Here is a 23,620-nt window from a genome sequence, read left to right as displayed (position 1 = left end):
CGGCAGGATCGGCCGGGTGAAGACTGCTGCGCACACGGCCATCGAGCCGGGAATCCTGTACTTCGGCACGCCGGTGGTGCTGATCTCCAGCACCAACGAAGACGGTTCGGCCAACCTGGCCCCGATGTCGTCGGCCTTCTGGCTCGGGTGGCGGGCGGTGCTCGGGCTGGGGGTGCGTTCGCGGACGGCGCAGAACCTGGTGCGGACCGGGGAAGGCGTCCTGAACCTGCCCTCTTCGTCGATGGCGGCGGCGGTCGACCGGCTGGCGCTGACGACCGGGGTGGATCCGGTGCCCGCCGGGAAGCGGGAGCGCGGGTACTTCCACGTGGCGGACAAGTTCGGGCGGGCCGGGCTGACGGCGGTGGCGTCGTCGACCGTGGGGCCGCCGCGGGTCGCCGAGTGCCCGGTGGCCATGGAGGTCGTCGTCGAGGCGGTGCACCCGGTGGGGGACGACGGGGGAGTGGTGGCCTTCGAGGTGCGGGTGCAGCGGGTGTTCGTGCACGAGTCGATCCGGCTGCCGGGCAGCGAAGACCGCATCGACCCGGACGCCTGGCGGCCGCTGATCATGAGTTTCCAGAAGTTCTACGGATTGGGTTCCCAGGTTCATCCGTCGACGCTGGCCCGGATCCCGGAGCGGCTTTATCGCGGGCCGGATATCGAACGCGCGCGCCGGTGAGCCGGGGCTCTTCGCCGCCGTCACTCGTTCGGGCGGTTCCCTTCCTTGCCCGCCCGATCCAGGGGATCGTGGTCTTTCGGGCATCCGGGTGGCGGTGCCGACGCCCGCCGCGGCCGCACTGCTAATGTTCATCGGGGAACTTGCTTGAAGGTTTGACGAAAAGGATCCGGCGAGGGGAAATGGCGGAGCGGTTCGAGTTCGTCCTCGAGGTCTTCGAAGCACTCGTCGTCGGGCGGGCTACCGGGGGCGATGTCCGGCGGTACCCGCTCCGGGCCGGGAACCTGCCCACCGATCCGGTGCGGTTCGTGCGCGTCGCGCGGCAGGTTTACGACGCGCTCGAGGAGCGGCGGCTGTCGGTCTCCGGTGAGCTGCACCCCGGTGTCCGGACCGCCTTCGAGCTCCTCGCCGAACCCCGGATCTCCGTGGCCGTCAGCGGGATCGACGGGCTCGGCGCCGACGTGGCCGTTCTCGTCGTCAGCGACGGCGCGCAGGCCCTCGGGATCACGCAGGCCCCGGACACCGACGAACTGCTGTTCTCGCTGTTCGCCGACGAGGAGCTCGTCGAGGTCGTCACCGGGGTGCTTCCCCCGGCGCCCGCCGCCACCACCGGCAAGCACGTCGTCCACCGGGCCGCCGGGCGGGAGGTGTCCGCCATGACCGCGAAGCGGATCGCGGACGCCGAATTCGACGAAGAAGAAACCGATGCCTTCGGGATGATCGAGGTCAAGGCCGTCGTGCGGCCCGGGCGGCGGCCGCCGGCCCCGAAGTCCTCCGACGTCGCCGTGCTCGAACGGGTGCTGGCCGAACCCCGGCTGGGCGGGGGCCACATCGCCGTCAGCGCGCAGGGACGGCGGGGCGAGCGCCTGGCCGGCGAGCCGCTGAGCTGGCTCGACACCGCCGACGGCCGGTACCTCGTGCACACCCGCACCGGCGAAGGCGGGGAGCTGACCGCAGAATACGTGCCCGCCGGGCGGGCCGACCTCGCGCGCGCCATCCGCGACGCGATCGCTGCCGTCTACTGACCGGGGAGGACCAGTCCTGATGACGACCGAAGAGACCGCGGCGGTGGCCCAGGCCCTCCAGGCCACCAAGCAGATGGCGTCGACCGCCGACCCGCAGCTCAAGGCGATGGACGCGGTGCGCGTCGGCCTCGCCGGGGCGCAGCTGAAGCGGCTCGCCCAGACCGGTGGCTTCGCCATCGACGACACCACCGGCAACCAGCTGATCGAGGCACTGGAAGGCGTGCTCGAGTCGCTCGAACAACGCTGGGCCAACCTGCAGCGGCTGCACGACGCGCCGGCGATGGGCCGGACCGCCGCCGGGCAGTGGGTTTCGGCGCACATGGTCAGCACCGCCGCCGACGAGCACGGCCTCGTCACCCAGCTGCAGGCCGCGCGGCAGGAGTTCCCGACCTACATCGAAGCCATCAAGCTGGCGAAGAAGAACTACAAGTCCCGGGAAGAGACGACGCGCACGACGCTGACGTCGCTCCCGGCCGCCGACCAGAGCTGAGGGAGACCGTGGCACCCACCGCCGAGTCCGTCTCGGACCCGTCGTCCCCCGACTACGACCCGCGCAGTCCGCTCTACGACGTGACCGCCGATTCGTCGTCGAAGTACTACGTCGGGCCGCTGACCACGGACAACTCGCCTTCGGGCGACCAGATCCGCGAGATGGCCACCCAGCAGGTCGACGACGAGATCCGGGCCGGCTGGCTCGGCCCGGTCGTCGACCCGGTGCTGCGCGACAAGAAGATCCAGGAGCTCTACCAGCAGCACCTCAACGACGCCAAGCACGGCCTCGACGAGGGTCTCGCCATGCGTGAGAACGGCGGGGCGCCGCGCACGCTGTGGAACAACGCCAGCCACGAGCAGATGAACGAGGCCATCACGCAGGACGCCAACCCGGCGACCGTCGCGGAAACCTCGGAGGAATGGGTGCGCGTCGGCAACGACCTCGGCACCCACCAGAAGACGCTCGCCGACGCGATCAACGCCAGCACCAGCAACTGGCAGGGCGGCGCCGGTGACGCCGTCCGCGAGCACCTCGCCGGCGTCGGCAAGTGGCTGGGCGCGACCGCGCAGGGCGCCACCCTCGCCGGCCGCCAGCAGGAGATCCACTCCCAGGCGCTCAACGAAACCCAGCGGCAGATGGCCGCGAACCCGCCGGTCCAGTTCGACCTGCAGTCGACCAACCAGCGGCTGATGTCGATGACCGACCCGGTGCAGTACGCGGCGGCCGCGGGCGAGGCCATGCAGACCTACCGGGCGCAGCAGGCCGCGCGGGAGCACGCCGCGCAGATCATGACCTCCTACGACGAGACCATCGGCGGCGCCGTCGCCACCCCGCGGTTCCCGGCCCCGCCGAAGCTGCCCACCGCGACCGCGACCCGGCAGAGCGTCGTCGCGGGCGGCGGTGCCGGCGCGGGCAGCGCGCAGCAGCCGCTGCTGGCCCGGACCGCGATGGACGGCGTGACTCCGCAGACCCCGATCGACGCGAACGCGGCGGCACTGGGCGGCGGCGCCGGCGGCAGCGGCTCGGGCATCCCCGGCGACGGCTCGGGCGGCTGGGGTGGTTCGGGCTTCTCCGGGAGCGGTATCCCGGGTGCCGGTGGCTCCGGCAGCGGCTTTTCCGGCAGCGGCATCCCCGGTGGCGGCTCGGGCGGCTCCGGGTTCTCCGGCGCCGGCATCCCCGGCAGCGGGGGCGGTGCGGGTGGCGCGGGCTTCACCCCGCCGAACTTCGAGACGCCCGGCGGGCCGACCGGCGGGAACTTCAGCGGGGCCGGCATCCCCGGCTCGTCGCTGCCGCACTCCGGCGACTCGACGACGACGTCCGGCTTCACGCCATCGGGCATCCCCGGCGGCGGGGGCACCGGCGGCAGCGGGTTCACCCCGCCGTCGATCCCGGGCATCCCGGACGTCTCCGGCGGGGGCGGCGGCACCGTCCGCGGCGGCAGCCCGATCCCGGGCTTCACCCCGCCCGGCATCGACCCCATCACGGGCCTGCCCACCGGGACCGGCCCCGGCGGCATCCCCGGCGGCGGCAAGCTGCCGACCATCGGCCGCGGCGGCGGGATCAACGGCGAAAGCATCGCCAGCCGGCTGGGCGGCATCCCCGGCGGCGGTGGGGGCGGCGGCGGCTCGCTCGGCGGGATCGGCGGTTCCGGGGCCGGTGGCTCCGGGGTCGGCGGTTCGGGCGCCGGTGGTGCGGGCCTGCGCGGCGCGGGCAACCTCAGCGGCGGGGCCGCCTCGGGCGCGGCCGCGGAAGCCGAAGCGGCGGCGGCGCGCAACGCGATGTCGGGCCGCGGCGCGGCCGGTGCCGCGGGTGCCCCGGGCATGGGCGCCATGGGCGCCGGCAAGGGCAAGAAGGAAGACGACAAGGAACACAAGTCGGCCGACTACCTCGAAAGCGACGACCCCAACTTCTTCGCGGGCGAGCAGGCGGTCGCACCGCCGGTGATCGGTGACTGGAAGAACCAGGATTGGAAGTGACGCCCATGTCGGCTCCCGGTTTCGAGGTCGAACCGGACGACCTGGTCGCGCACGCGAGTCACGTCGAGAGCCTGGTGGACCGGCTCAACACGGCGAGCTCGGCGGCGGACACGGCGATGTCGGACCACGCCTACGGGCTGCTGTGCGCCTTCCTCCCGCCCATCATCCGGCCGACGAACGAGCAGGCGAAGGACGCGCTGACGGCGTCCGGGGAAGGCGTGCGCGGGCTGGCGGACAACGTCACGGCAGCCGCGAAGTCCTACCGCGAAGGCGAAGAGAACAACGCGCAGCCGTTCGAGCGTCAGCTCGCGGCATCCTCGCCCGCGGAAGCGAGGGTGCGGTCATGACCGGCCCCAACGGGCTGGGGGACCTGATGCGGGACCCCGACGAGGCGATCCGCCGGATGGACGACTGGGCGGCCGGGTTCGCGGCGAAGGCGCAGCGCTACCAGGCGGCCCAGGAGCAGACCGAACGGCTGCGGCTGACCGCGACCAGCTCCGACGGCGCGGTCAGCGTGACCGTCGGCGCGGACGGCACCGTCACCGACCTGACGTTCTCGAACAAGGTCAAGTCGTTCCCCCTCGACGAGCTGTCGCGGGCGATCCTGACCACGATGCGCCGGGCGCAGTCCGGCATCGCCGAACGCGTCGCCGGCGTGATGGCCGAGCAGCTCGGCGACGAGGACCGCGAAACCCGCAGCGTGCTGCTCGACAACCTGCGCGGGCGCTTCCCGGACCCGGACGAACCGGACGAGCAGCCGCCGGTGCCGCCCCCGCCCGCCCCCGCGGGTGGCGCGGCGTCCCCGCCCGCCCCCGGAACCCCGCCGCCCTTCGGCACTTCACAGCCCCCCGGCACGGCACAGCCGCGGCGGCCTGCCGCTCCCGATGACGAGGACAACAATCCGTGGTGAATCCGCTGGTCGCGGAGACGAAGGATTCGACGAAGGCGTATTCCGGCATTTCGCTGCTGGAATCGGCGAACGACCTGAAGTCGGCGATCGAGAGCGGTGACTGGGCTTCGGTCGCGCTGGGCGCGGTCGGGACGGCGCTGGACGCGCTGTCGATGGCGATGGACCCGTTCGGCGCCATCCTCGCGGCGGGCGTCGGCTGGCTGATGGAGCACGTCGGCCCGCTGAAGGAGGCCTTGAACGGGCTGACCGGCAACGCCGACGAGATCGCGGCCCAGTCGGAGACGTGGAAGAACATCGCGACCGAGCTGGGCAGCGTCGGCGAGGACCTGACCGGGATGGTCAAGGCCGACACGGTCTCCTGGACCGGGGCCGCCGCGGACACCTACCGGCAGCGGGCGCAGGACACCGTCACGTTGCTCGAGACCGCGCAGAAGGGCTGTGAAGGCGCCTCCAGCGGGGTCAAGACCGCCGGCGAGGTCGTCGCGGCGGTGCGGGCGCTGGTCCGCGACATCATCGCGGAGCTGGTCGGGCACCTGATCAGCTGGGCGCTGCAGGTGCTGTTCACCCTGGGGATCGGCATGACCTGGGTCGTGCCGCAGGTGATCAACGCGGTGGCGAAGACGGCGTCGAAGATCGCGGACCTGGTGAAGCGGCTGGTCACCGCGCTCAAGGCGCTGATGCCGCTGCTGAAGCGGGCCGGCGACCTGTTCTCGGACGCGGCGAAGGCGTTGCGGAAGATCAAGCCGGGCAAGACCGCGCCGCCGCCGAAGCACGCGGACATCAAGAGCGGCCCGAAGGACATCGGCGGCCCCAAGGGCAAGGGCGGCCCGGACGCGCCGCCCCCCAAGACCGATCCGCCGCCGAAGGGCGGCGACGGCACCACCACGTCCGGCGCCAAGGGCGACCCTCCGCCGAAGAGCGACCCGCCGCCCGCCTCGAAGGGGCCCGACGACACCCCGAAGAGCCCCGACCCGACCCCCGACGGCCCGACCACCCCCTCGGGCGCGGGCAAGGGCGGCGGTGGCGGCAAGAGCCCCGACACCACGAGCCCGTCGTCGAACAAGCCCGACACCCCGCGCGACCGCGGGGTCGGCGCCGACGACCGGGTCTGCAAGTCCGACCCGATCGACGTCGCGACCGGCGAGATGGTGCTGGCTCAGGCCGACGTCGACTTCCCGGGGCCGCTGGCGCTCGTGCTGGAGCGCACCCACGTGTCCTCCTACCGGGCGGGCAGGCTGTTCGGCGCCTCTTGGGCGTCCACAGTGGACCAGCGGCTGGAGCTGGACGACGAGCACGCCTGCTACTTCTCCCCGGACGGGATGATCCTGGTCTACCCGCTGCCCTCGCGCGGGGGCGATCCGGTGTTCCCGCTGGAGGGGCCGCGCTGGACACTGGCGATCGACGAGGAGACCGGCGCCTGGGTGCTGGACGACCCGGCGCAGCGGCGGACCCTCACCTTCGCCGCGCCGTCCGGCCCCGCCCCGGCCCGAGGCGTGCGCGTCCTGCCGCTGACCGGCATCGAAGGCGGGGACGGGCGGACGATCGACGTCACCCACGACGAGGACGGCCGCCCGGTCTCCTGGCGCCATTCCGACGGGTACCGGGTCGACCTGCGCGTCGAGGGCGGCCGCGTGCGCGAGCTGACCGTCGTCGACGCCGCCGGGACGTTGGCCGTGCCGGTCACGTCGTTCGGCTACGACGACCGCGGCCGGCTCGAGGCCGTCGTGAACTCGTCGGGCCGTCCGATGCGGTTCGACTACGACACCGAAGGCCGGATCACCGGCTGGCAGGACCGCACCGGTGCCTGGTACCGCTACGTCTACGACCAGGCGGGCCGCTGTGTCCGCACCGTCGGCGACCAGGGCTACCTGGACGGGAGCTTCGCGTACGAGCCCGGCGTCACCCGGCACACCGACTCCCTCGGCCACACCACGACGTTCGAGCTGAACGACCTGAACCAGGTGGTGCGCGAGACCGACCCGCTGGGGGCGGTGACCGAGTACGTCCACGACCGGTACGACCGGCTGCTCGCGCGTACCGACCCGCTGGGCCGCACGACGACCTACACCTACGACGCCTTCGGCAGGCCCACCACCGTCACCCGGCCCGACGGGTCCACTGTGGACCTCAACGTGGACCCGGCCCAGCCGCTGTTCGCCAGCTTCACCGACGGCGAGCGGACGTGGAACCGCGAGTACTCCGGCGAACTCGGCGAGGGTGTACCCGACCTGGCCACCGAGCAGATCGGGGTGGCGGGCGAGTTCGACTACGAGCGGCTGCTCGAGCGGCCGGAGGACGGCGGCGAAGACGTCCGCGACCTGTTCGGCAGGCCGCGGGTGCGCACCGACGTCTTCGGTGGCCAGGTGCGCTTCGACTGGACGGTGGAAGGCCTGCGCGCCGCGCGCACCGGCCGGACCGGCGAACGCGAGCAGTGGCGCTACGACGCCGAAGGCAACGAGATCGAGCACGTCGACCCGGTGGGGGCGGTCGAGCGCGCCGAATACGGCCCGTTCGGGCTGCGGACCGCGAGCGTCGACGCCGCCGGCGCCCGCACGGTGTACGGCTACGACACCGAGCTGCGCCTGACGTCGGTCACCAACCCGGTCGGCCTGACCTGGCACTACCGGTACGACGCGGTGGGCAGGCTGGTCGAGGAACGCGACTTCGACGGCCGGGTGCTGCGGTTCGCCTATGACGCGGCCGGGCAGCTGGTGCGGTCGGTCAACGGGCTCGGCGAAGCGGTCGACTACACCCACGACGCCCTCGGCAACGTGGTCCGGCGGCAGACGCCGACCGGGATCACCACCTACGCCTACGACCCCATGGGCCGGCTGGTGCGGGCGACCGGCGACGACGTCGTGCTCGAGTTCGAGCGGGATCCCGACGGCCGGGTGCTGCGGGAGACCGTCGACGGCCGCAGCGTGCTGTTCTCCTACGCCGACGACGGGACCGTGCTCGCGCGGCGCACCCCGTCCGGAGTGGACAGCCACTGGACGCAGGACGCCGCGGGGCACCCGGCGACCCTCGCCTTCGCCGGCCACGACGTCCGGTTCCAGCACGACGCGGCCGGCCGCGAGCTGCGCCGCTCGGTGGACGGCGCGCTGGAGCTGGCCCAGTCGTTCGACGCGGGTGACCGGCTGACCGGCCAGATCGTCTCCACGCCCACCGCCGGGACCGTGCAGCAGCGGCGGTACGACTACCGCGCGGACGGCTCGCTCGCCGCGGTCCGGGACGTGCTGACCGGCGTCACGCAGTACCGCTACGACGCGGCCGGGCGGGTCGTCGAGGTCGCGGCCGCCGACCACCGCGAGAACTTCCGCTACGACGCGGCGGGGAACCTCACCGAGACCGCGGTCGACGGCTCCTGGCCGGTCGACGCGGAGGTGGGCCCCCGCGGCTACACCGCCAACACCCTGACCGGCGCGGGCGCGGTGGCGTACGCCCACGACGCGCAGGGCCGGCTGGTCGCCCGGCACGTGCAGATCCCCGGCGGTGTCCTGACCTGGACGTTCACCTGGGACGCGGTCGACCGGCTGATCGGCGTGCGCACCCCGGACGGCACCCAGTGGCGTTACCGCTACGACCCGCTCGGCCGCCGGATCGCGAAGCTGCGGCTGACCGCCGACGTCCGCGTCGCCGAGCGCGTCGACTTCGTGTGGGCCGACACGCAGCTCGTCGAGCAGGTGCACACCGACGCCGAGGGCCGGCGGCGGGTGATGACCTGGGAGCGGCACCCCGACGACGACCGGCCGCTGGTGCAGGCCGAGCTCGTGGACGGGACCTGGCGGCTGCAGGCCGTGGTCACCGACCAGATCGGCGCCCCCGCGGAGCTGGTGGCGCCCGGCGGCACGCTGACCTGGCGGGCGCGGTCGGGCCTGTGGGGCAAGGTCGTCACGGCCGGGGGCACGCCGCTGCGCTTCCCCGGGCAGTACGCCGACCCCGAAACGGGCCTGCACTACAACGTCTACCGCTACTACGACCCGGTCACCGGGCGGTACCTCAGCCAGGACCCGCTGGGCCTCCGCCCGGCGCCGAACCCGGCGAGCTACGTGCCGAACCCGCTGGCCGCCGTCGACCCGCTGGGCCTGATGCTGACGTCGCCGTGCGGCAAGCCGCTCAGCGGTGGTGCGGGCGGCTCGCAACCGCCGAAGCGGCCGGGCGGCGGGCACGACCCGGGGCAGCTCGGCCGGCCGGCGAAGAAGCAGCGGACGTCCGCGTCGGGGCCGAGCCGCAGCACCAAGCAGGGCGGCGGCACGCAGGGTGGCCGCTGGGACGGCGATCGCCCGTACGGCAAGGGCGACTCCAACAACGCCCGGAACCCACCGCAGAAGGGGCACCTCACCGACGTCGAGGACCTCAACAAGGCGGCCGCGAACAAGCAGCTCAGCCCCGAACTCCAGAAGCACCTGGCCGACAACGGGATCAACCCGAAGGCGAAGTGGGTCAAGGGGCACCTGGAGAACGACAACATCGGCGGCCCCGGCACGTCGAGCAACATGACGCCGCTGAGCACCAAGGCCAACAGCGCGCACAAGAACGGCGTCGAAAACAGCGTCAAGGAACTGATCGGCCGCGCGAACAGCGACGCCTGGAAGCGGGAGGGGCTCGACGGGATCGGCATCAAGTACCACGTGCAGGTGAGCGACGAGCTCAAGTTCCCCAACTCGTCGAACCCGTTCGAGCGGTCGATCCGCGACCACCTGGTGATCAAGGCCGAGTACACCGGCATCGACCAGGCGGCGCTGGACAAGATGGCGCGCAACGGCATGTCGAGGCCGCCCGAGCTGCCGCCGATCGGCACGAAGATGGACACGGTCACGGGCGTGTTCACCACGCCGGACGGCAAGGTGTGGACGAAGGGGACGAAGGGACACGACTTCAGCGGAGCCGGCCTGGTCTGGAACGGCCGCTGAAACCCGGCTCGACAGACGGCTTCCGGGGGTCGACACTGAGCTGATGACCGGCCTGATCACCGGAAGCCGTGTCCGGCTGCGGCCAGCTGCCGCCCCGGACGCCGCCCGGTTCGAGGAGATCCTGTCGCACCCCGAAGTCGCCCGCTGGTGGGCCGACGCCGAGGAGCCGGTGGCCGCCCAGGTGTCCTACCTGCTGGACCCCGACGAAGGCACCACGACCTACGCCGTCGAGTACGACAACACCGTAATCGGCATCGAACTGGCCTTCGAGGAGGCCGATCCGCAGTACCGCCACGCCGGCATCGACATCGCGGTGCACCCGGACTTCCAGGGGCGCGGTCTCGGCTCGGACGCCATCCGCACGCTGGCCGAGCACCTGTTCACCGAGCGGGGACACCACCGGCTGGTGATCGACCCCGCGGCCGGCAACGAGGCGGCGATCCGGCTCTACTCCTCGCTCGGCTTCCGGCCGGTCGGCACGATGCGGTCCTACGAGCGCGGTCCCGACGGCAGCTGGCACGACGGGCTGCTGATGGACCTGCTCGTGGACGACCTGGTCGCTGCATCCGACCCAGCACTAGCCGGCTCGTGAGCGGCCGCGCGGTCGCGGCCCGGCCCTTGCGGCGGGTCGCCGTGGCGAGCGCGGTGGGGACCACCATCGAGTGGTACGACTACTTCATCTACAGCACGGCAACGGCGCTGGTGTTCGGCAAGCTGTTCTTCACGTCGCTGTCGCCCGCTTCCGGGACCCTCGCGGCCTTCGCGACGCTCGGCGTCGGGTTCCTGGCCCGCCCGGTCGGCGGGATCCTCTGGGGCCACTTCGGCGACCGCGTCGGCCGCAAGGCGATGCTGGTGCTGTCGCTGCTGCTGATGGGCTTCGCCACGGTCGGCGTCGGCCTGCTCCCGACGTACTCCGCGATCGGCGTCTGGGCGCCGGTCCTGCTGCTGGTCCTGCGGCTGCTGCAGGGCCTGAGCGCCGGTGGCGAATGGGGCGGGGCCGCGCTGATGGCGGTCGAGCACGCCCCCGAGGACCGCCGCGGCCGGTACGGCGCCTTCTCGCAGATCGGCGTCCCGGCCGGGTTGATCCTGGCGCAGCTGATGTTCTTCGTCCTCGGCCGCTCGCTGACCGACGCGCAGTTCGCCGCGTGGGGGTGGCGGGTACCGTTCCTGGCGAGCATCGTGCTCGTCGCCGTCGGCCTGGTGATCCGGCTGCGGATCGAGGAAAGCCCGGTGTTCTCGGCGTTGCGGGCGGCGGAGGAACGCAGCAACCGCCCGATGGCCGAGGTGCTGCGCGAGCGGCCGCGGGCGCTGCTGGTGGCGTCCGGCAGCTTCATCGCCAACACCGCGATCGGGTACATCTTCCTGGCCTACCTGCTGTCCTACGGCACCTCGGTGCTCAAGATCGACCGCACCACGCTGCTGGTCGTCGTGATCGTCGGCAGCGTGACGTGGCTGGTGAGCATCCTCGTCGCGGCGGCCTGGTCCGACCGGGTGGGCCGCAAACCGGTGTACCTGGCCGGATCGGTGCTCCTGGTGCTCTGGCCGATCCCGTTCTTCCTGCTCGTCGACACGAAGGCGACGGCGTGGCTGATCGTGGCGGTGGTCGTGCTCAACATCGGCCTCGGCGCCACTTACGGGCCGCAGTCGGCGTTGTTCGCGGAGCTGTTCGAGCCGCGCTACCGCTACAGCGGGGCTTCGTTCTCCTACGCCGTCGGTGCGGTGCTGGGCGGCGGGTTCGCGCCGTTGATCGCGACCGCGCTGCAGACCGCCACGGGCACTTCGCTTTCGGTGTCGCTCTACCTGGTGGCCGTGGCGGTGCTGAGCCTCGTCGCGGTGCTGTTCATCCCCCGTGGTCAGAGCCGGTCCAGCCGGACGACGGCGGCCATCCGCTCGTAACCGGCGTCGCCGGGGTGGAGGTGGTCGCCGGAGTCGTAGGCCGGGAGCAGGCGGAGCGGGTCGGCCGGGTCGCGCAGGGCCGCGTCGAAGTCGATGACGCCGTCGAAGACCCCGCCGGTGCGGATGACCGCGTTCACCGCCTGGCGGGTCGCTTCGAGGGTGTCGTCGTAGACCCGCCAGCCCTTGAACGGCGTGAGCGTGCCGCCGAGGACCCGGATCCCGCGCGCGTGCGCCTGCGCCACCAGCTGGCGGTAGGCCGTCGCGATGGCGCCGGGGTCGGTCTGGTGTGGGGTCTGCTGGATGTCGTTGATGCCCTCCAGCACGATGAGCGTCCGGACCCCGCCGACGCCGAGCACGTCGCGGTCGAACCGGGCGAGCGCGTTCTGGCCCGCGCTGGACCCGGGCACGTCGAGCAGCAGCCGGTTGGCGCTGATGCCGGCGTTGAGCACGCCGTAGCGGCCGTGCAGCCGGTCGGCGAGGTAGTCCGGCCAGCGGTGGTTGGCCCCGGGGACCGACCCGAAGCCGTCGGTGATCGAATCGCCGAGTGCCACGATCGTGGCTTCCGCGCCGCCCTGGACGTCGACACCGGAGACGTAGTGCCACACCGACGTCTGCTCGGTGTACGGGGTGCCGGACTCGCTGTCGGCGAAGTCGCCGGCCCGGGTGAAGTACGACGCCTGCGTCGCGAGCGGGTGGTAGGTCACCGGCCCGGACTTCGACGGCACGTAGGTCGTCACGAGCAGGTTGGCGTCGGCGGGGACCCGGAGGCCGACCGGGTCGCTCAGCGCTTCGGCACCGGCCGGGACCACGACGCCCGGGGCGCCGCCGAAGGTCAGGGACCGCAGGGTGCCCGGCACGGCGTCCGGCCCGGTGGCCTGCACCGCGACGGTGACGTGCCCGAACGTCAGGGGAGCGGTGCCGAAGGCGTTCGAGAGGTGGACCCGGGCGCGGGCACCGCCGGCGCTGGTGTGCACGACGTTGCGGATCGAGTAGCCCGGGTAGCCGTCGGGGGTGTTCGGCACGGCGGCCGCGGGTGCCGCGGCCCACGTGCCCACCCAGCCGCCGACGGCGTGCTGGGCGAACGCCGGGGTGGCACCCTCCGGATTGGCGCTGCCTGCGGTCGCGAGCAGTCCCAATCCCGCCAGGACGGCGGTGCCCACGGCCACGAAACGTCGCATCTCCCCACCGTCGCCCGCGGTCCGCGAGCCGGGGACCGCTGATCAGGTGAGGGATCGGACAAGACCCCGGACAGTCACCGCGGGGAAGGCCGGGGCGGGCCCGTCCGGGATTCTGGGGATGCCGGACGGGCCCGCGCGAGGTGGCCGTTGCCGCGACGGCCGCTCGCCGGGGTACCCGGTCCCGATCGGGCGGAGGCTGGCCCGGATCGTTGCGTCGTGGTGACCCCGGAGGGCGTGTGCGAGACGCCCTCACCCAAAGCACGGCCGCCGGAGCGGGGCGGTTCAGCGCAGTTTCGAGGTTCCCGGCCCGGGTGGGGCGCCGGAGCGCCGTGAAGGCCACCCGACGGGACGTCGGATGGCCTTCACGGCGCTCGAGCGGGAGGTTCAAGCCGCGGCGGCGGGAAATCCGTTCAGGGCGCGGTGACCGGCTTCGGTCAGTTCGGCGGGGGCCCATTGGCCGGGGGCGACGAGCCGGGTGGCTCTGATCAGCCCGGCGTGGGCGAGGTCGTGGGCGGTGTTCTGGTCACAGCAGGACAAGCCGTCGACGCGGAGGTCGGGTTCGCAGCTGCAGCGGAGCTCGGCACGGCCTTCGGCGACCGCCTTGAGCATGGCGATCGCGCGGCGGCTCAGCGCGTTCGGGAGGGTGGACATCGGTCTGGCCTTTCATCGCGGCTGGTTTCCGGTGCGAGTGCTGCAGCTCGTTACCCAGTGATACGCGGCGAACACGAGCACGGTTCACCTCAATCGCTCCGGTTGGCCCCTTGACAGGGCGAGGACGACCAAGCAGGGTCAGCCATCGGATGAATCAAGTTCCACTGGCGACAAGTGTGCCTCCTGGGGGTGAACTCTGCCGCCAATCCGCCGTAGTCATCCGATCCCTGGAGGTTCAGTGTCGTCCTCGCCGTCCTCGTCGTCCTCGCCGACCTTCCCTCGCCGACAAGCCTTGGGCATCGCCCTCGGTGGTGCCGTCGCGCTCAGCGCGGCAGGCCGGGCACCCGCCGGTGCCGCCACCCCCGTGGACGCCGTCGCCGACAGCGCCGGCACCCCGATCGTCCCGCCCCCGCCGCCCGTGCCGGTCGCCCTCGACCCGTGGTTCACCAACGACGGCATCGACAGCGCGTCGGCCGGCGGCGGTGACTTCGACGGCTCCGGCTACACCTTCCCCGCCGAGCACCTGCCGGCCGGGCAGACCGTCACCGCCGGCGGCGTCCCGTTCCGGCTCGGGTCCGCGGCCGCCGGCGCGAAGAACAACATCGCCGCGACCGGGCAGAAGATCGACCTGCCGAAGGGCCGCTACTTCGTCGCCTACTTCCTGGTCGCCGCCAGCTACGGCGCGGCGGGCGGCGCGGCGACCGTGCACTACGCCGACGGCACCACGAGCACCGGTGCGCTGTCCGGCCCCGACTGGTACACCGGGAGCGGCGCAATCGTCTCGCCGTTCCGCTACGGGCCGGGCGGGGTCGTCGACGACAACCCGGTTTCCGTGGCCACCGGCCAGGTCTGGATCGACCCCGCCCGCGAAGCCGTCGCGCTGACCCTGCCCACCACGGCGAACCCGGCGCCGAACGTCTCCAGCCTGCACGTCTTCGCGCTCACCCTCCAGCCGGTCGCCGTGGGCCGCTCGGCACTGGTCCTGGACGGCCGCTCGACGGCCAACCTGCTGACCGACGGCGGGCCGCAGGCCGCCGAAGCGACCATCGTCAACGCCGGGACCGTGTGGCTCGGCGCGGGTGACCGGGTGAGCGTCACCGTCGACGTCCCCGGCGGCCGGACGACCGTGCCCGCGGCCATCCGTGCACTGGCCCCGGGGGAGCAGGCGACGGTCCGGCTCGGCCTCGCGCCGAACGCGTCCGTGCCGCCCGGCACCACCGCGAACGGCCAGATCCGCGTCACCGCCGGCCGCGGCACCCTCGCCACCCAGCAGGTCCCGATCACCCTCGGCGTCCCGGACTTCCGCCCGGCCGACACCTCGCTTTCGACCCACCGGGCGCCCTATTGGTTCAACGACAGCAAGTTCGGCATCTTCATCCACTGGGGTGTGTACGCGGTGCCCGCGTGGGCGCCGGTGGGGCAGCAGTACGCGGAGTGGTACTGGCAGAACCAGCAGGACCCGAACGGCGCGACCTACGCCCACCACCGGCAGAAGTACGGCGAGGACTTCGCCTACGACGACTTCATCCCGCTGTTCACCGCGGCGAAGTTCGACCCGCGCACCTGGCTGGACCTGATCGCGGACGCGGGCGCGGAGTACTACGTCCTCACCTCCAAGCACCACGACGGCTTCGCGTTGTGGGACACCAAGGTCAGCGACCGCAACTCGGTGAAGCTCGGCCCTCGGCGGAACATCGTCGCGGAGCTGTTCGCCGCGTCCCGCAGGTACACCCCGCACCTGCGCAACGGCCTGTACTTCTCGCTGCCGGAATGGTTCAACCCGGACAACCCGTGGATGGGCCACGCGCCGCGCAACCCCTACACCGGCGCGCCGCTGCCCTACACCGGCTACACCGCGGGGAAGGACTTCGTCCGTGACTACCAGGCCCCGCAGGTCCTCGAGCTGGTCCGCGAGTTCGACCCCGACGTCCTGTGGTTCGACATCGGCGGCGTCAACGACAGCCGGACCGTGCTCACCGAGTACTTCAACCGCGCGAAGAACCGCAAGCGCCCCAAGGACGTCACCTACAACGACCGCGGCGGCATCCCCGACCACGACTTCACGACCCCGGAATACACGACGTACCCGAACACCGTGGTCGCGAAGTGGGAGGCGAGCCGCGGCCTCGACCCGTTCTCCTACGGCTACAACCGCGCGACCCCCGACGACCGGTACATGGCGGCGGAGGAGGTCGTCCGCACGCTCGTCGACATCGTTTCGAAGAACGGCAACTTCCTGCTCGACATCGGCCCGGACTTCGACGGCACGATCCCGGCCGTCATGCAGCGGCACCTGCGGGACGCGGGCGCGTGGCTGAAGGTCAACGGCGAAGCGATCTACGGCACCACGTACTGGTCCCGGATGGCCCAGCTCGGCGACCTGCGGTTCACGGTCAAGCAGAACGAGGCCTTCTACGTGCACTCGCTGACCGCACCGGGCAGCCGCCTGGTCGTGGACGCGCCGGTCCCGATCCGGAGGGGTGACCGGGTGACGTTGCTCGGGTACCGCGGGAACCTGCACTGGACCGTGGAGAACGGGGCGCTGGTGATCGAGGTCCCGGCCGCGGCCCGGCAGGCCGGTCGCCACACGTGGGTGTTCAAGATCGCCTGGAGCTGAGCGGCCGGTCCGCCAGCGAGCGCAGTTCCCGCGGCAGCGGCCCGGAGTGGACGACGCCGAGCGACCGGGTGGCGCGCGTCATCGCGACGTAGAGGTCGTTGGGTCCGTGCGGGCCGGCCGCGAGGACGGCGGCGGGGTCGGCGACCACCACCGCGTCGAACTCCAGTCCCTTGGCCTCGGCCGGGGTCAGCACCACGACGTCGTCCGCCGGGTCCGGCGGCCGCCGCAGGGCGAGGGCGGCCGCGATTTCGCCGGCCTCCGGCGCGATGACGGCCAGCTTCCCCCCGGTGTGCTCGCCGACGAGCTCGGCGAGCGCACCGGGCACGTCGCCGGTGGCCCACCGCCACGGCGGCTCGCCACTCGCCCGCACCGAGGTCGGCGGCCGCAGCGCCGGGTGGTGGACGGCCAGCACCTCCGCCGCGGCGTCCATGATTTCCCGCGGGGTCCGGTAGCCGACGGTCAGCTGTGCGAGCCGGTGCGGCCGCGGCACCCGGTCCCACGACGCGGCACCCGCCGCATTCCCGGTCTGCGCCAGGTCCCCGACGACGGTCATCGACCGGGACGGGCAGCGGCGGAGCAGCATCCGCCAGTCCATTTCGGACAGTTCCTGGGCCTCGTCGACCACCACGTGCCCGAACACCGGCACGCTCTCGCCGACCAGTGCGGCGACCTCGTCCAGCAACGGGACGTCCGCGGCGCTCCACGGCCCTTCGACCACCTCCGCCGGGGTCAGCGGCGGCCACAGCCCGTCGAGCACGTCCCGGACGCCGGGGTCGGCGAGCAGGGCCGTCCGCAACGCTTCCCGGTCCACCTCGTCGAGCAGCGTGCGCGGGCGGTCGTCGTCCTCCGGGCCGAGCACCACCCCGGCGGCCGCGAGGGCCCGGAGCTCGGTCTCACCGAGGCGGCCGTCCGCGCTGCCGCCGTCGAGCGCCTCGCCGCTCTCGGTGAACACCACCTCCTCCATCCGGGCGGCCAGTTCCCCGGCGAGCGTGGCGACGACCGCCCGGTGGAACACGTGCCGGGCCTGGTTGTGCGGCAGGCCGGTCTCCCTGGCCGTCCGCACCGCCCGGCGGAGCGCCGCCGGAGGCAGCCGCAGCACCTGCTGCTCGAACTCGACGTCCACGGCGTGCTCGGGAACGGTCACCGCGGCGCGGACCCGTTCGGCCAGCCGGGCCGCCATCTCCGCCCGGCCCTTGCGCGCGGCTTCCGCGGCGGTGTCGACCCGGGTGACCGCGACGCCGGGGACGAGGTCGGGCACCGTGGCCGTCACCACCCGGTTCTCGCCGAGGCCGGGCAGCACCTGGCCGATGTAGCCGAGGAACACCCGGCTCGGGCCGAGGACGAGCACGCCGCGGGTGCGCAGGTGTTCGTGGGTGTAGAGCAGGTAGGCGACCCGGTGCAGGGCGACGGCCGTCTTGCCGGTGCCGGGCCCGCCCTGCACGACCAGGACACCCCGGGCGTCGTCGCGGACGATCCGGTCCTGCTCGGCCTGCAGCGTCGTGACGATGTCCCGCATCCGCCCGGTGCGCTCGGCCGTCACCGCGGCGAGCAGCGCGGCTTCGCCGACCAGCCCGTCGCGCGGGGCGTCCGGGTCGAGCAGTTCGTCGTCGAGGGCCACGACGGTCCGGCCGCGGGTGGTGATCCGCCGCCGCCGGACGACGTCGCCCGGCTCGGCGGCGGTGGCGGTGTAGAACGGCCGGGCGGCGGGCGCGCGCCAGTCCACCAGCAGGGGTTCGTCGTCGCCGGTGAACAGCCCGATCCGTCCGATGTGGACCCGTCGGCCGCCGGTCAGGTCCAGCCGGCCGAAGCACAGCCCGTCCTCGGCCGCGGCCAGCCGGGCCACCTCGGCTTGCCAGACGTCCGGCGCGTGACCACGGGCGAGCGCGGCGGCGGCCTCCGCCCGCAGTGCGTCGAGGCGGGCGTAGAGGATGTTCAGGTGGTCCTGTTCGGCGGCGAGTTCGGGCATGCCGGAGAGCGTGCCCGCGAATCCGCGGAAAGTGCAGTCTTGTTCTTCTTGACAGCGTCAGCCGTGCCTCAGAAATCGGCGTTCTTGCCGATGTACAGCTCCGCGAACGCCGCCGCGGCCGCGGGCGAACCGAGCAGGCGGCGCAGCCGGGCCTCCGCGATGCGCGCCGCGAACGGGTTCTCGCCCGCGGCCGCCGTGTGGTGGAAGATGTCCGACAGCCACAGCGAGAACTCCTGGTACTGCCACACCAGCGGCAGGCACGCGGCCGAGTAGCCGGCCAGCGGCGCCGGGTCGCCCGCGTAGTGCGCCTGGAGCGCGTCGGTGAGCAGGAACGCGTCGTGCAGGGCGAGGTTCATGCCCTTGGCCGCGATCGGGGCGACCAGGTGCGCGGACTCGCCCGCGAGGTGCAGCCGGCCGTGCGACATCGGTTCGACGACGTGGTTGTGCATGTCGAGGATCCGCTTCTCGAACAGCTTCCCCTCGATGATTTCGCCGCCGGGCACGGTGAGCCGCGCGTGCAGTTCCTCCCACACGCGCTCGTCGGGCCAGTCCGCCTCGGTCTCGCCCGGCGCGGTCTGCAGGTAGAACCGCGTCACCGCCGGGGTGCGGGCCATGTGCGCGGCGAACCCGCGCGGGTGGATGCCGAACAGCACGCCGTCGGCGGACGGCGGAGCCTCGGCGAGCAGGGCCAGCCAGCCGATTCCGTAGTCGTGGTGGGCCTTCACCGTCGATTCCGCCGGCAGGTAGCTCTGGCACACGCCGCGGGCGCCGTCGCAGCCGGCGACGAAGCCGCAGTCGATGCGGTGTTCGGCGCCGCCGGCCCGGAAGGTGACGGCGGGGGAGTCCGACGTCAGGTCGTGCAGCTCGACGTCCGCGACCTCGAAGACCGCTTCACCGCCCGCGTCGGTGTACTGCGCGACCAGGTCGGTCACCAGGAGCTGTTGCGGGTACACGAAATGCCGCTGGCCGGTGACGTCGCCGTAGCGGAAGACGTGCCGCTGCCCGGCGAACCGGAACTCGAACTTCTCGTGCCGCGGTGCCTTCGCGACGAGCTGCTCGCCGAGCCCCCGCCGTTCGAGCTCGCGGACCGCCCACTCCTCGATGAACCCGGCCCGCGGCCGCTGTTCGATGAACGCCCGGCTCTGCGCTTCCAGCAGCACGCAGGGAATTCCCGCACGCCGCAGCAGGTTCGCCACCGTGAGTCCGGCCGGGCCCGCCCCCACCACGGCCACCGCCGTGCGCCTCGCCACCATGCGCCCGAGGGTAGCGCGCGCTCAGTAGTAGTGCCGCAGCCGAGACCACGCCTCGGACCACGGCCGCGTCAGCGTGCACAGCGAGAGCACGACGCCGTCCTCGTCGTTGTCGACGCCTTCGGCGGTGTGGTGCTTGGCGACCGTGCGGCACCCGGTGATCAGCCCGGCCGCGGGCGAGCCGGGCCGGACCCGCCCGATCAGCAGCACCGGGCCGACCAGCCGGTCCGGTGGCGGTCCCCAGTCCGCGTACGACATGTGCGGCGAATACGGCTGCGGCAGGCCGAGTGCGGGACCGTAGCGCTCGATCGCCCCGGCCTCGCCGTAGTTCCCGGCGAGGATCACCGCGGTGTCCCGCTCGGCAGCCGGGATGCGCTGCCAGGCACCCGCCACGGTGCCCGCGAAGCCCGGCCAGCCGACCTGCTCGCCCGGCTCCTTGTTCATCGCCAGCAGCGGGCCGTTCAGCGCCGGCGCCGGCACCACCGGGAGTCCGATGAGGACGGACACCACCGCGCACACCGCGGCGGCCGCGCCGCTCAGCGCCCGCCGGACGGTCCCGCCCCGGCCCAGCCACCGCAGCACCGGTTCGGCGCCCAGTGCCACCAGCGGCAGCAGCAGCGGCACCGAGTAGTACGGCTTGCCGCCGAGGACCAGGAGCTCGACGCAGACGACCGGGTAGGTGATCGCGAGTGCGCGGGCCCAGCGCAGCGCGGGGTCGCGCCACGGCCGCAGGAGCCCGGCGACCCACACCGGCACCAGCACCGGCGAGAGCAGGACCAGCTGCATCGGCACGAACAGGAGGCGGTTCTCGGCGCCGTCGTCCTCGCTGATCCCGCCGGCCACGGTGAGCATCGGCCAGCCGTGCGCCGCCTGCCAGAGCACCACCGGCGCGGCCAGGACGGCGGCGAGCCCGGCGCCGGCCGGAAGCCACCAGGACCGCAGCACCCGGCGTGGCCCGGCCACCGCGACGCCGACGCCGAGCCCGGACAGCAGGAGCAGCACGAGCCACTTGTTCGCCAGGCCGAGCCCCGCGGCGGCGCCGACGGCGAGCCACCACCGGCCGTCGCCGGTGCGCAGCAGCCGCAGGCCGAAGAGCGCGATCAGCGACCACACCAGCACGTCCGCGGAGTTGGTCGCCAGCATGTGCGACACGACCAGGACGTAGGAGGACAACGCCGTCGCGATCGCGGTGAACAGCTGGACACCGCGGCCGCCGCCGGATTCGCGGGCGATCAGCGCGACGACCACCACGGTCGCCATCCCGAGCAGGGTCGCGACCACCCGCAGGCCGCTCGGCGTTTCGCCGAACACCGCCGTCGACGCCCGCGCGAGCCACGGGGTGATCGGCGGGTTGTCGACGTAACCCCAGTCGGGCCGTCGGCCCGCCGCGACGAAGTACAGCTCGTCGCGGTGGAAGCCGTAGCGCCCGGACAGCGCCGTCAGCACGACGGCCTGCACGGCGACGACGATCCCGACCGGCAGCGCGGCGAACCGCGGTGGTGCCCCCATGACAGCCTCCCCTCGGCTGCCCGGGATCGTACGCGGCCGATCACGCCGCCGGGAGCGCTCCGAGGAATTCGCCGCCCGCGTCGGCGACCAGTTCGGCCAGGGTCTGCGCGCGGCGCAGCGGCGTGAACCCGACGTCACCGCGCGGCGACACGGTGAACCCGTACACCGCCGGGCGCGGCAGCGTGTTGTACGCGTAGTGCGCGCCGAAGTAGTACGCGCCGGTGTCGTGCGCGACGACGAGGTCGCCCGGTGCCAGCAACGGCAGCGGCCGCTCCCGGGCGAGGAGGTCGCCGGCGAAGCACAGCGGACCGGCGATGTCCTGCGGCACTTCGGGACCGGTCTTCGGGACGCCGACGGCGTCGAACGCGCCGATCCGCAGCGGCCAGTGCGCCGGCTGGAGCACCGTGCGCGCCGCCACCTGCGCGCCCGCGTGCGTCACCGCGATGTGCCGCCCACCGGAGACCTTCGTGTACTCCACCGTGCTGACGAGAAAACCGCTCTTCGCCAGCAGGGACCGGCCGAATTCGGTGACGAACGCGTAGCGGCCGTCGGCCAGCGACGGGACCCGGGCCAGCAGCGTCGCGACGTAATCCGCGTAGGCCGGGCCGGGGTCGTCGGAGGCGAAGTCGACCGGCAGCCCGCCGCCGAGGTCGAGGCTGGTCACCTGCCGGTACCCGGCTTCGGCGTTGATCTCCCCGGCGAGCTCGTGCACCGCGGCGACGCCGTCGGCCATCAGCTCCGGCGGGCAGCCCTGCGAGCCGACGTGGACGTGCAGCCGCGTCAGCCACGGCCGGCGCGCGAAAGCCTCGCGCAGCAGCGCGCGGTTTCCGTTGTCCCGCAACGGGATGCCGAACTTCGACCGGGCGGTCGCGGTGCTGGTGTCGCCGATCCGGCCCGCCCCGACCTGCGGGTTGATCCGCAGGCCCAGCACCGACCGCGGCGGGTTCGCGCCGACCAGCGCGTCGAGCCTGGCGAGTTCCTGGAAGTTGTCGGCGTTGACCGCCGTGCCCTCGGCCAGTGCGTGCGCGAGCTCGGCGGTGGTCTTGGCGGGGGAGTCGAGGACCAGCCGCGGGCCGCGCAGGCCCGCGGCTTCGGCGACCGCCGTCTCGCCCGGGCTCGCGACCTCGGCGTCGATCCCGAGGTCGCCGAGGAACCGCAGCAGCGGCGCGAGGCCGCACGCCTTGGCGGCGACGGTGTGCTGGACGCGCCCGAGCGGCGCGAACGCCGTCGTGAGGTCCTCGACGGCTTCCCGGACGGCGGTGAGGTCGACGAACCCGGCCATCGGGGCGGTGAGCCGCCGGTCCGCGGCGGCGGCGATGGCGAGCAGCTTGCGGTCGGTGCGGCTCAGGGGCGCGCGGGTCGTGGTCACCGGTCCAGGACAGCAGCGGGCGGCGCGTCCGGTCCAAGACTTCGTCCCGATCAAGTCATAAGCTCGACCTATAATCGCTGGGTGGACCTGCGTCGATGGCACTACTTCGCCGTGCTCGCCGAGGAGATGCACTTCACGAAGGCGGCGGCCCGGCTGTTCGTGTCCCAGCCTTCGCTGAGCCAGCAGATCCGTGCTTTCGAGGCGGATCTGGGGGCCGCACTGCTCGACCGCACGGGGCCGCGCTTCACGTTGACCGACGCCGGGCGCGTGGCCGCCGCCGAAGCACGCGACCTGCTCGACCGGCTGGACCGGGCCCGCGGTGCCGTGGCGGCCGCGGGCCGGGGCGACACCGGCCGGCTGCGGATCGCCTACACGCGGTCGGCACCCGGCCCGCCGGCCGGCGACCTGGTCGCGGCGTACCGCACGCGGTTCCCCGACGTCGAACTGGCCCTCGAGACGGGCTGGACCAGCCTGAACCTGGCCCGGCTGGCGGCGGGCGAGATCGACGTCGGGTTCGTGCGGCCACCGGTCACCGCCGCCGGGATCGAGGTCACGGTGGTCGGGTCGGAGGAGGTCCTGCTCGCACTGCCCTCGGGCCACCCGCTCGCCCGCCGCCGCGGCCGGCTCCGGCGGGCCGCGATCGCCGCCGAGCCGGTGGTGTTCTGGCCGCGCGAGAACGGCCCGGGCCAGTACGACGCGATCAGCGGCCAGGCCTGGCCGGGCGGGCTCCCGCCGATCGTCCGCGAGGAGCCGGAGGACGAGCAGCTGATGCGCGCGGTCGCGGAGGGAGCGGGCCTCGCGGCGGTCCCGGAACACCGCGCCCGCGCCCTCCGGCGACCGGGCGTGGCGCTGCGCCGGCTGGAGGACCCGCCGCCGAGGATCGACCTGGGCCTGGCCTGGCGGGCCGGCTCGGTGTCCCCGGTGGTGCGGGCCTTCGTGGATCTCGCGGCCCCGGGGCTAGACGAGTAAAGCGTGATTCGGTTGGTGACCGGGTGCTGCCCTCAGATCACGGAGCTGGGTGGTCATCCCGTCGCCTGAGGCCGTCAAATCACTTTGAGCCGGGCCCGCAACCCGAAGACCAACGCGAGATGACAGCGCAAGCTTGCGGGCCCGGCTCAAAGTGATAGGCCTCAATCAGGCGACGGGATGACCACCCAGCGGCCCACCTCCAGAACGTAAGGTGGCAGCGGTAGT

Annotated in this window: 17 protein-coding genes; 11 read left to right on the top strand and 6 right to left on the bottom strand. The window is 73.1% G+C overall.

Annotated elements, in window-relative coordinates; translation table 11 throughout:
- Positions 1 to 16 precede the first annotated feature (16 nt).
- The 9 genes from ACWEGE_RS38855 (at position 17) to ACWEGE_RS38815 (ending at position 11,886) form a co-directional block, all read left to right on the top strand.
- On the top strand, positions 17 to 676 hold the full coding sequence (locus tag ACWEGE_RS38855; protein ID WP_449665478.1) for a flavin reductase family protein: 660 nt from the start codon (positions 17 to 19) through the stop codon (positions 674 to 676).
- Between the two features lie 179 nt (positions 677 to 855).
- Positions 856 to 1,698 carry an ESX secretion-associated protein EspG gene (locus ACWEGE_RS38850; RefSeq protein ID WP_449665477.1) on the top strand — a complete coding sequence of 281 codons (843 nt, stop codon included), beginning with the start codon at positions 856 to 858 and terminating at the stop codon, positions 1,696 to 1,698.
- Positions 1,699 to 1,717: 19 nt separating this feature from the next.
- Positions 1,718 to 2,188, top strand: coding sequence for a hypothetical protein (locus ACWEGE_RS38845; RefSeq protein WP_449665476.1), 471 nt, complete (start codon positions 1,718 to 1,720; stop codon positions 2,186 to 2,188).
- Between the two features lie 8 nt (positions 2,189 to 2,196).
- The gene (locus tag ACWEGE_RS38840) at positions 2,197 to 4,167 is read left to right on the top strand and encodes a hypothetical protein (protein ID WP_449665475.1); all 1,971 of its coding nucleotides are present in this window, start codon (positions 2,197 to 2,199) and stop codon (positions 4,165 to 4,167) included.
- Between the two features lie 5 nt (positions 4,168 to 4,172).
- Positions 4,173 to 4,514 carry a type VII secretion target gene (locus ACWEGE_RS38835; protein WP_449665474.1) on the top strand — a complete coding sequence of 114 codons (342 nt, stop codon included), beginning with the start codon at positions 4,173 to 4,175 and terminating at the stop codon, positions 4,512 to 4,514.
- The gene (locus tag ACWEGE_RS38830) at positions 4,511 to 5,077 is read left to right on the top strand and encodes a YbaB/EbfC family nucleoid-associated protein (protein WP_449665473.1); all 567 of its coding nucleotides are present in this window, start codon (positions 4,511 to 4,513) and stop codon (positions 5,075 to 5,077) included. Before ACWEGE_RS38835 ends, ACWEGE_RS38830 begins: the two co-directional genes overlap by 4 nt.
- On the top strand, positions 5,071 to 9,990 hold the full coding sequence (locus ACWEGE_RS38825; protein WP_449665472.1) for an RHS repeat-associated core domain-containing protein: 4,920 nt from the start codon (positions 5,071 to 5,073) through the stop codon (positions 9,988 to 9,990). The genes ACWEGE_RS38830 and ACWEGE_RS38825 overlap by 7 nt, the downstream gene beginning before the upstream one ends.
- A gap of 43 nt (positions 9,991 to 10,033) precedes the next feature.
- Entirely contained in the window at positions 10,034 to 10,582 is a 549-nt protein-coding gene (locus ACWEGE_RS38820) for a GNAT family N-acetyltransferase (protein WP_449665471.1), read from the top strand.
- Positions 10,579 to 11,886: an MFS transporter gene (locus tag ACWEGE_RS38815; protein ID WP_449665470.1), complete on the top strand. Its 1,308-nt coding sequence runs from the start codon at positions 10,579 to 10,581 to the stop codon at positions 11,884 to 11,886. Before ACWEGE_RS38820 ends, ACWEGE_RS38815 begins: the two co-directional genes overlap by 4 nt.
- Here ACWEGE_RS38815 and ACWEGE_RS38810 read toward each other — a convergent pair.
- Positions 11,844 to 13,064: an SGNH/GDSL hydrolase family protein gene (locus ACWEGE_RS38810; protein ID WP_449665469.1), complete on the bottom strand. Its 1,221-nt coding sequence runs from the start codon at positions 13,062 to 13,064 to the stop codon at positions 11,844 to 11,846. The two genes, ACWEGE_RS38815 and ACWEGE_RS38810, sit on opposite strands and share 43 nt — an antisense overlap.
- 384 nt (positions 13,065 to 13,448) lie before the next feature.
- Positions 13,449 to 13,715 (bottom strand): hypothetical protein, encoded by a 267-nt coding sequence (locus ACWEGE_RS38805; RefSeq protein WP_449665468.1) that lies wholly within the window; start codon positions 13,713 to 13,715, stop codon positions 13,449 to 13,451.
- Positions 13,716 to 14,007: 292 nt separating this feature from the next.
- Here ACWEGE_RS38805 and ACWEGE_RS38800 point away from each other — a divergent pair, with 292 nt between their 5' ends.
- On the top strand, positions 14,008 to 16,332 hold the full coding sequence (locus ACWEGE_RS38800; protein WP_449665467.1) for an alpha-L-fucosidase: 2,325 nt from the start codon (positions 14,008 to 14,010) through the stop codon (positions 16,330 to 16,332).
- On the opposite strand, the gene ACWEGE_RS38795 is transcribed toward ACWEGE_RS38800, so the two are convergent.
- The 4 genes from ACWEGE_RS38795 to ACWEGE_RS38780 form a co-directional block, all read right to left on the bottom strand.
- Positions 16,313 to 18,298: a HelD family protein gene (locus ACWEGE_RS38795; protein WP_449665466.1), complete on the bottom strand. Its 1,986-nt coding sequence runs from the start codon at positions 18,296 to 18,298 to the stop codon at positions 16,313 to 16,315. The two genes, ACWEGE_RS38800 and ACWEGE_RS38795, sit on opposite strands and share 20 nt — an antisense overlap.
- A 68-nt stretch (positions 18,299 to 18,366) precedes the next feature.
- Entirely contained in the window at positions 18,367 to 19,551 is a 1,185-nt protein-coding gene (locus tag ACWEGE_RS38790; protein WP_449665465.1) for a 4-hydroxybenzoate 3-monooxygenase, read from the bottom strand.
- Positions 19,552 to 19,572: 21 nt separating this feature from the next.
- Complete coding sequence (locus tag ACWEGE_RS38785) at positions 19,573 to 21,057, bottom strand: ArnT family glycosyltransferase (protein ID WP_449665464.1); 1,485 nt, start codon at positions 21,055 to 21,057, stop codon at positions 19,573 to 19,575.
- Between the two features lie 40 nt (positions 21,058 to 21,097).
- Positions 21,098 to 22,426: a diaminopimelate decarboxylase gene (locus ACWEGE_RS38780; RefSeq protein WP_449665463.1), complete on the bottom strand. Its 1,329-nt coding sequence runs from the start codon at positions 22,424 to 22,426 to the stop codon at positions 21,098 to 21,100.
- 81 nt (positions 22,427 to 22,507) lie between these two features.
- Here ACWEGE_RS38780 and ACWEGE_RS38775 point away from each other — a divergent pair, with 81 nt between their 5' ends.
- Positions 22,508 to 23,395: a LysR family transcriptional regulator gene (locus ACWEGE_RS38775; RefSeq protein ID WP_449665462.1), complete on the top strand. Its 888-nt coding sequence runs from the start codon at positions 22,508 to 22,510 to the stop codon at positions 23,393 to 23,395.
- Positions 23,396 to 23,620 lie beyond the last annotated feature (225 nt).

The organism is Amycolatopsis sp. NPDC004747 (genome assembly GCF_053601335.1).
The sequence above is the reverse complement of the archived record's forward strand: the minus strand, read 5'-3'. Positions and strand labels throughout refer to the sequence as shown.

Coding starts and splice junctions, on each gene's coding strand:
- ACWEGE_RS38785 (WP_449665464.1), bottom strand. CDS start 21,057: ATGGGGGCACCACCGCGGTTCGCCGCGCTGCCGGTCGGGATCGTCGTC.
- ACWEGE_RS38830 (WP_449665473.1), top strand. CDS start 4,511: ATGACCGGCCCCAACGGGCTGGGGGACCTGATGCGGGACCCCGACGAG.
- ACWEGE_RS38795 (WP_449665466.1), bottom strand. CDS start 18,298: ATGCCCGAACTCGCCGCCGAACAGGACCACCTGAACATCCTCTACGCC.
- ACWEGE_RS38850 (WP_449665477.1), top strand. CDS start 856: ATGGCGGAGCGGTTCGAGTTCGTCCTCGAGGTCTTCGAAGCACTCGTC.
- ACWEGE_RS38805 (WP_449665468.1), bottom strand. CDS start 13,715: ATGTCCACCCTCCCGAACGCGCTGAGCCGCCGCGCGATCGCCATGCTC.
- ACWEGE_RS38810 (WP_449665469.1), bottom strand. CDS start 13,064: ATGCGACGTTTCGTGGCCGTGGGCACCGCCGTCCTGGCGGGATTGGGA.
- ACWEGE_RS38845 (WP_449665476.1), top strand. CDS start 1,718: ATGACGACCGAAGAGACCGCGGCGGTGGCCCAGGCCCTCCAGGCCACC.
- ACWEGE_RS38820 (WP_449665471.1), top strand. CDS start 10,034: ATGACCGGCCTGATCACCGGAAGCCGTGTCCGGCTGCGGCCAGCTGCC.
- ACWEGE_RS38835 (WP_449665474.1), top strand. CDS start 4,173: ATGTCGGCTCCCGGTTTCGAGGTCGAACCGGACGACCTGGTCGCGCAC.
- ACWEGE_RS38790 (WP_449665465.1), bottom strand. CDS start 19,551: ATGGTGGCGAGGCGCACGGCGGTGGCCGTGGTGGGGGCGGGCCCGGCC.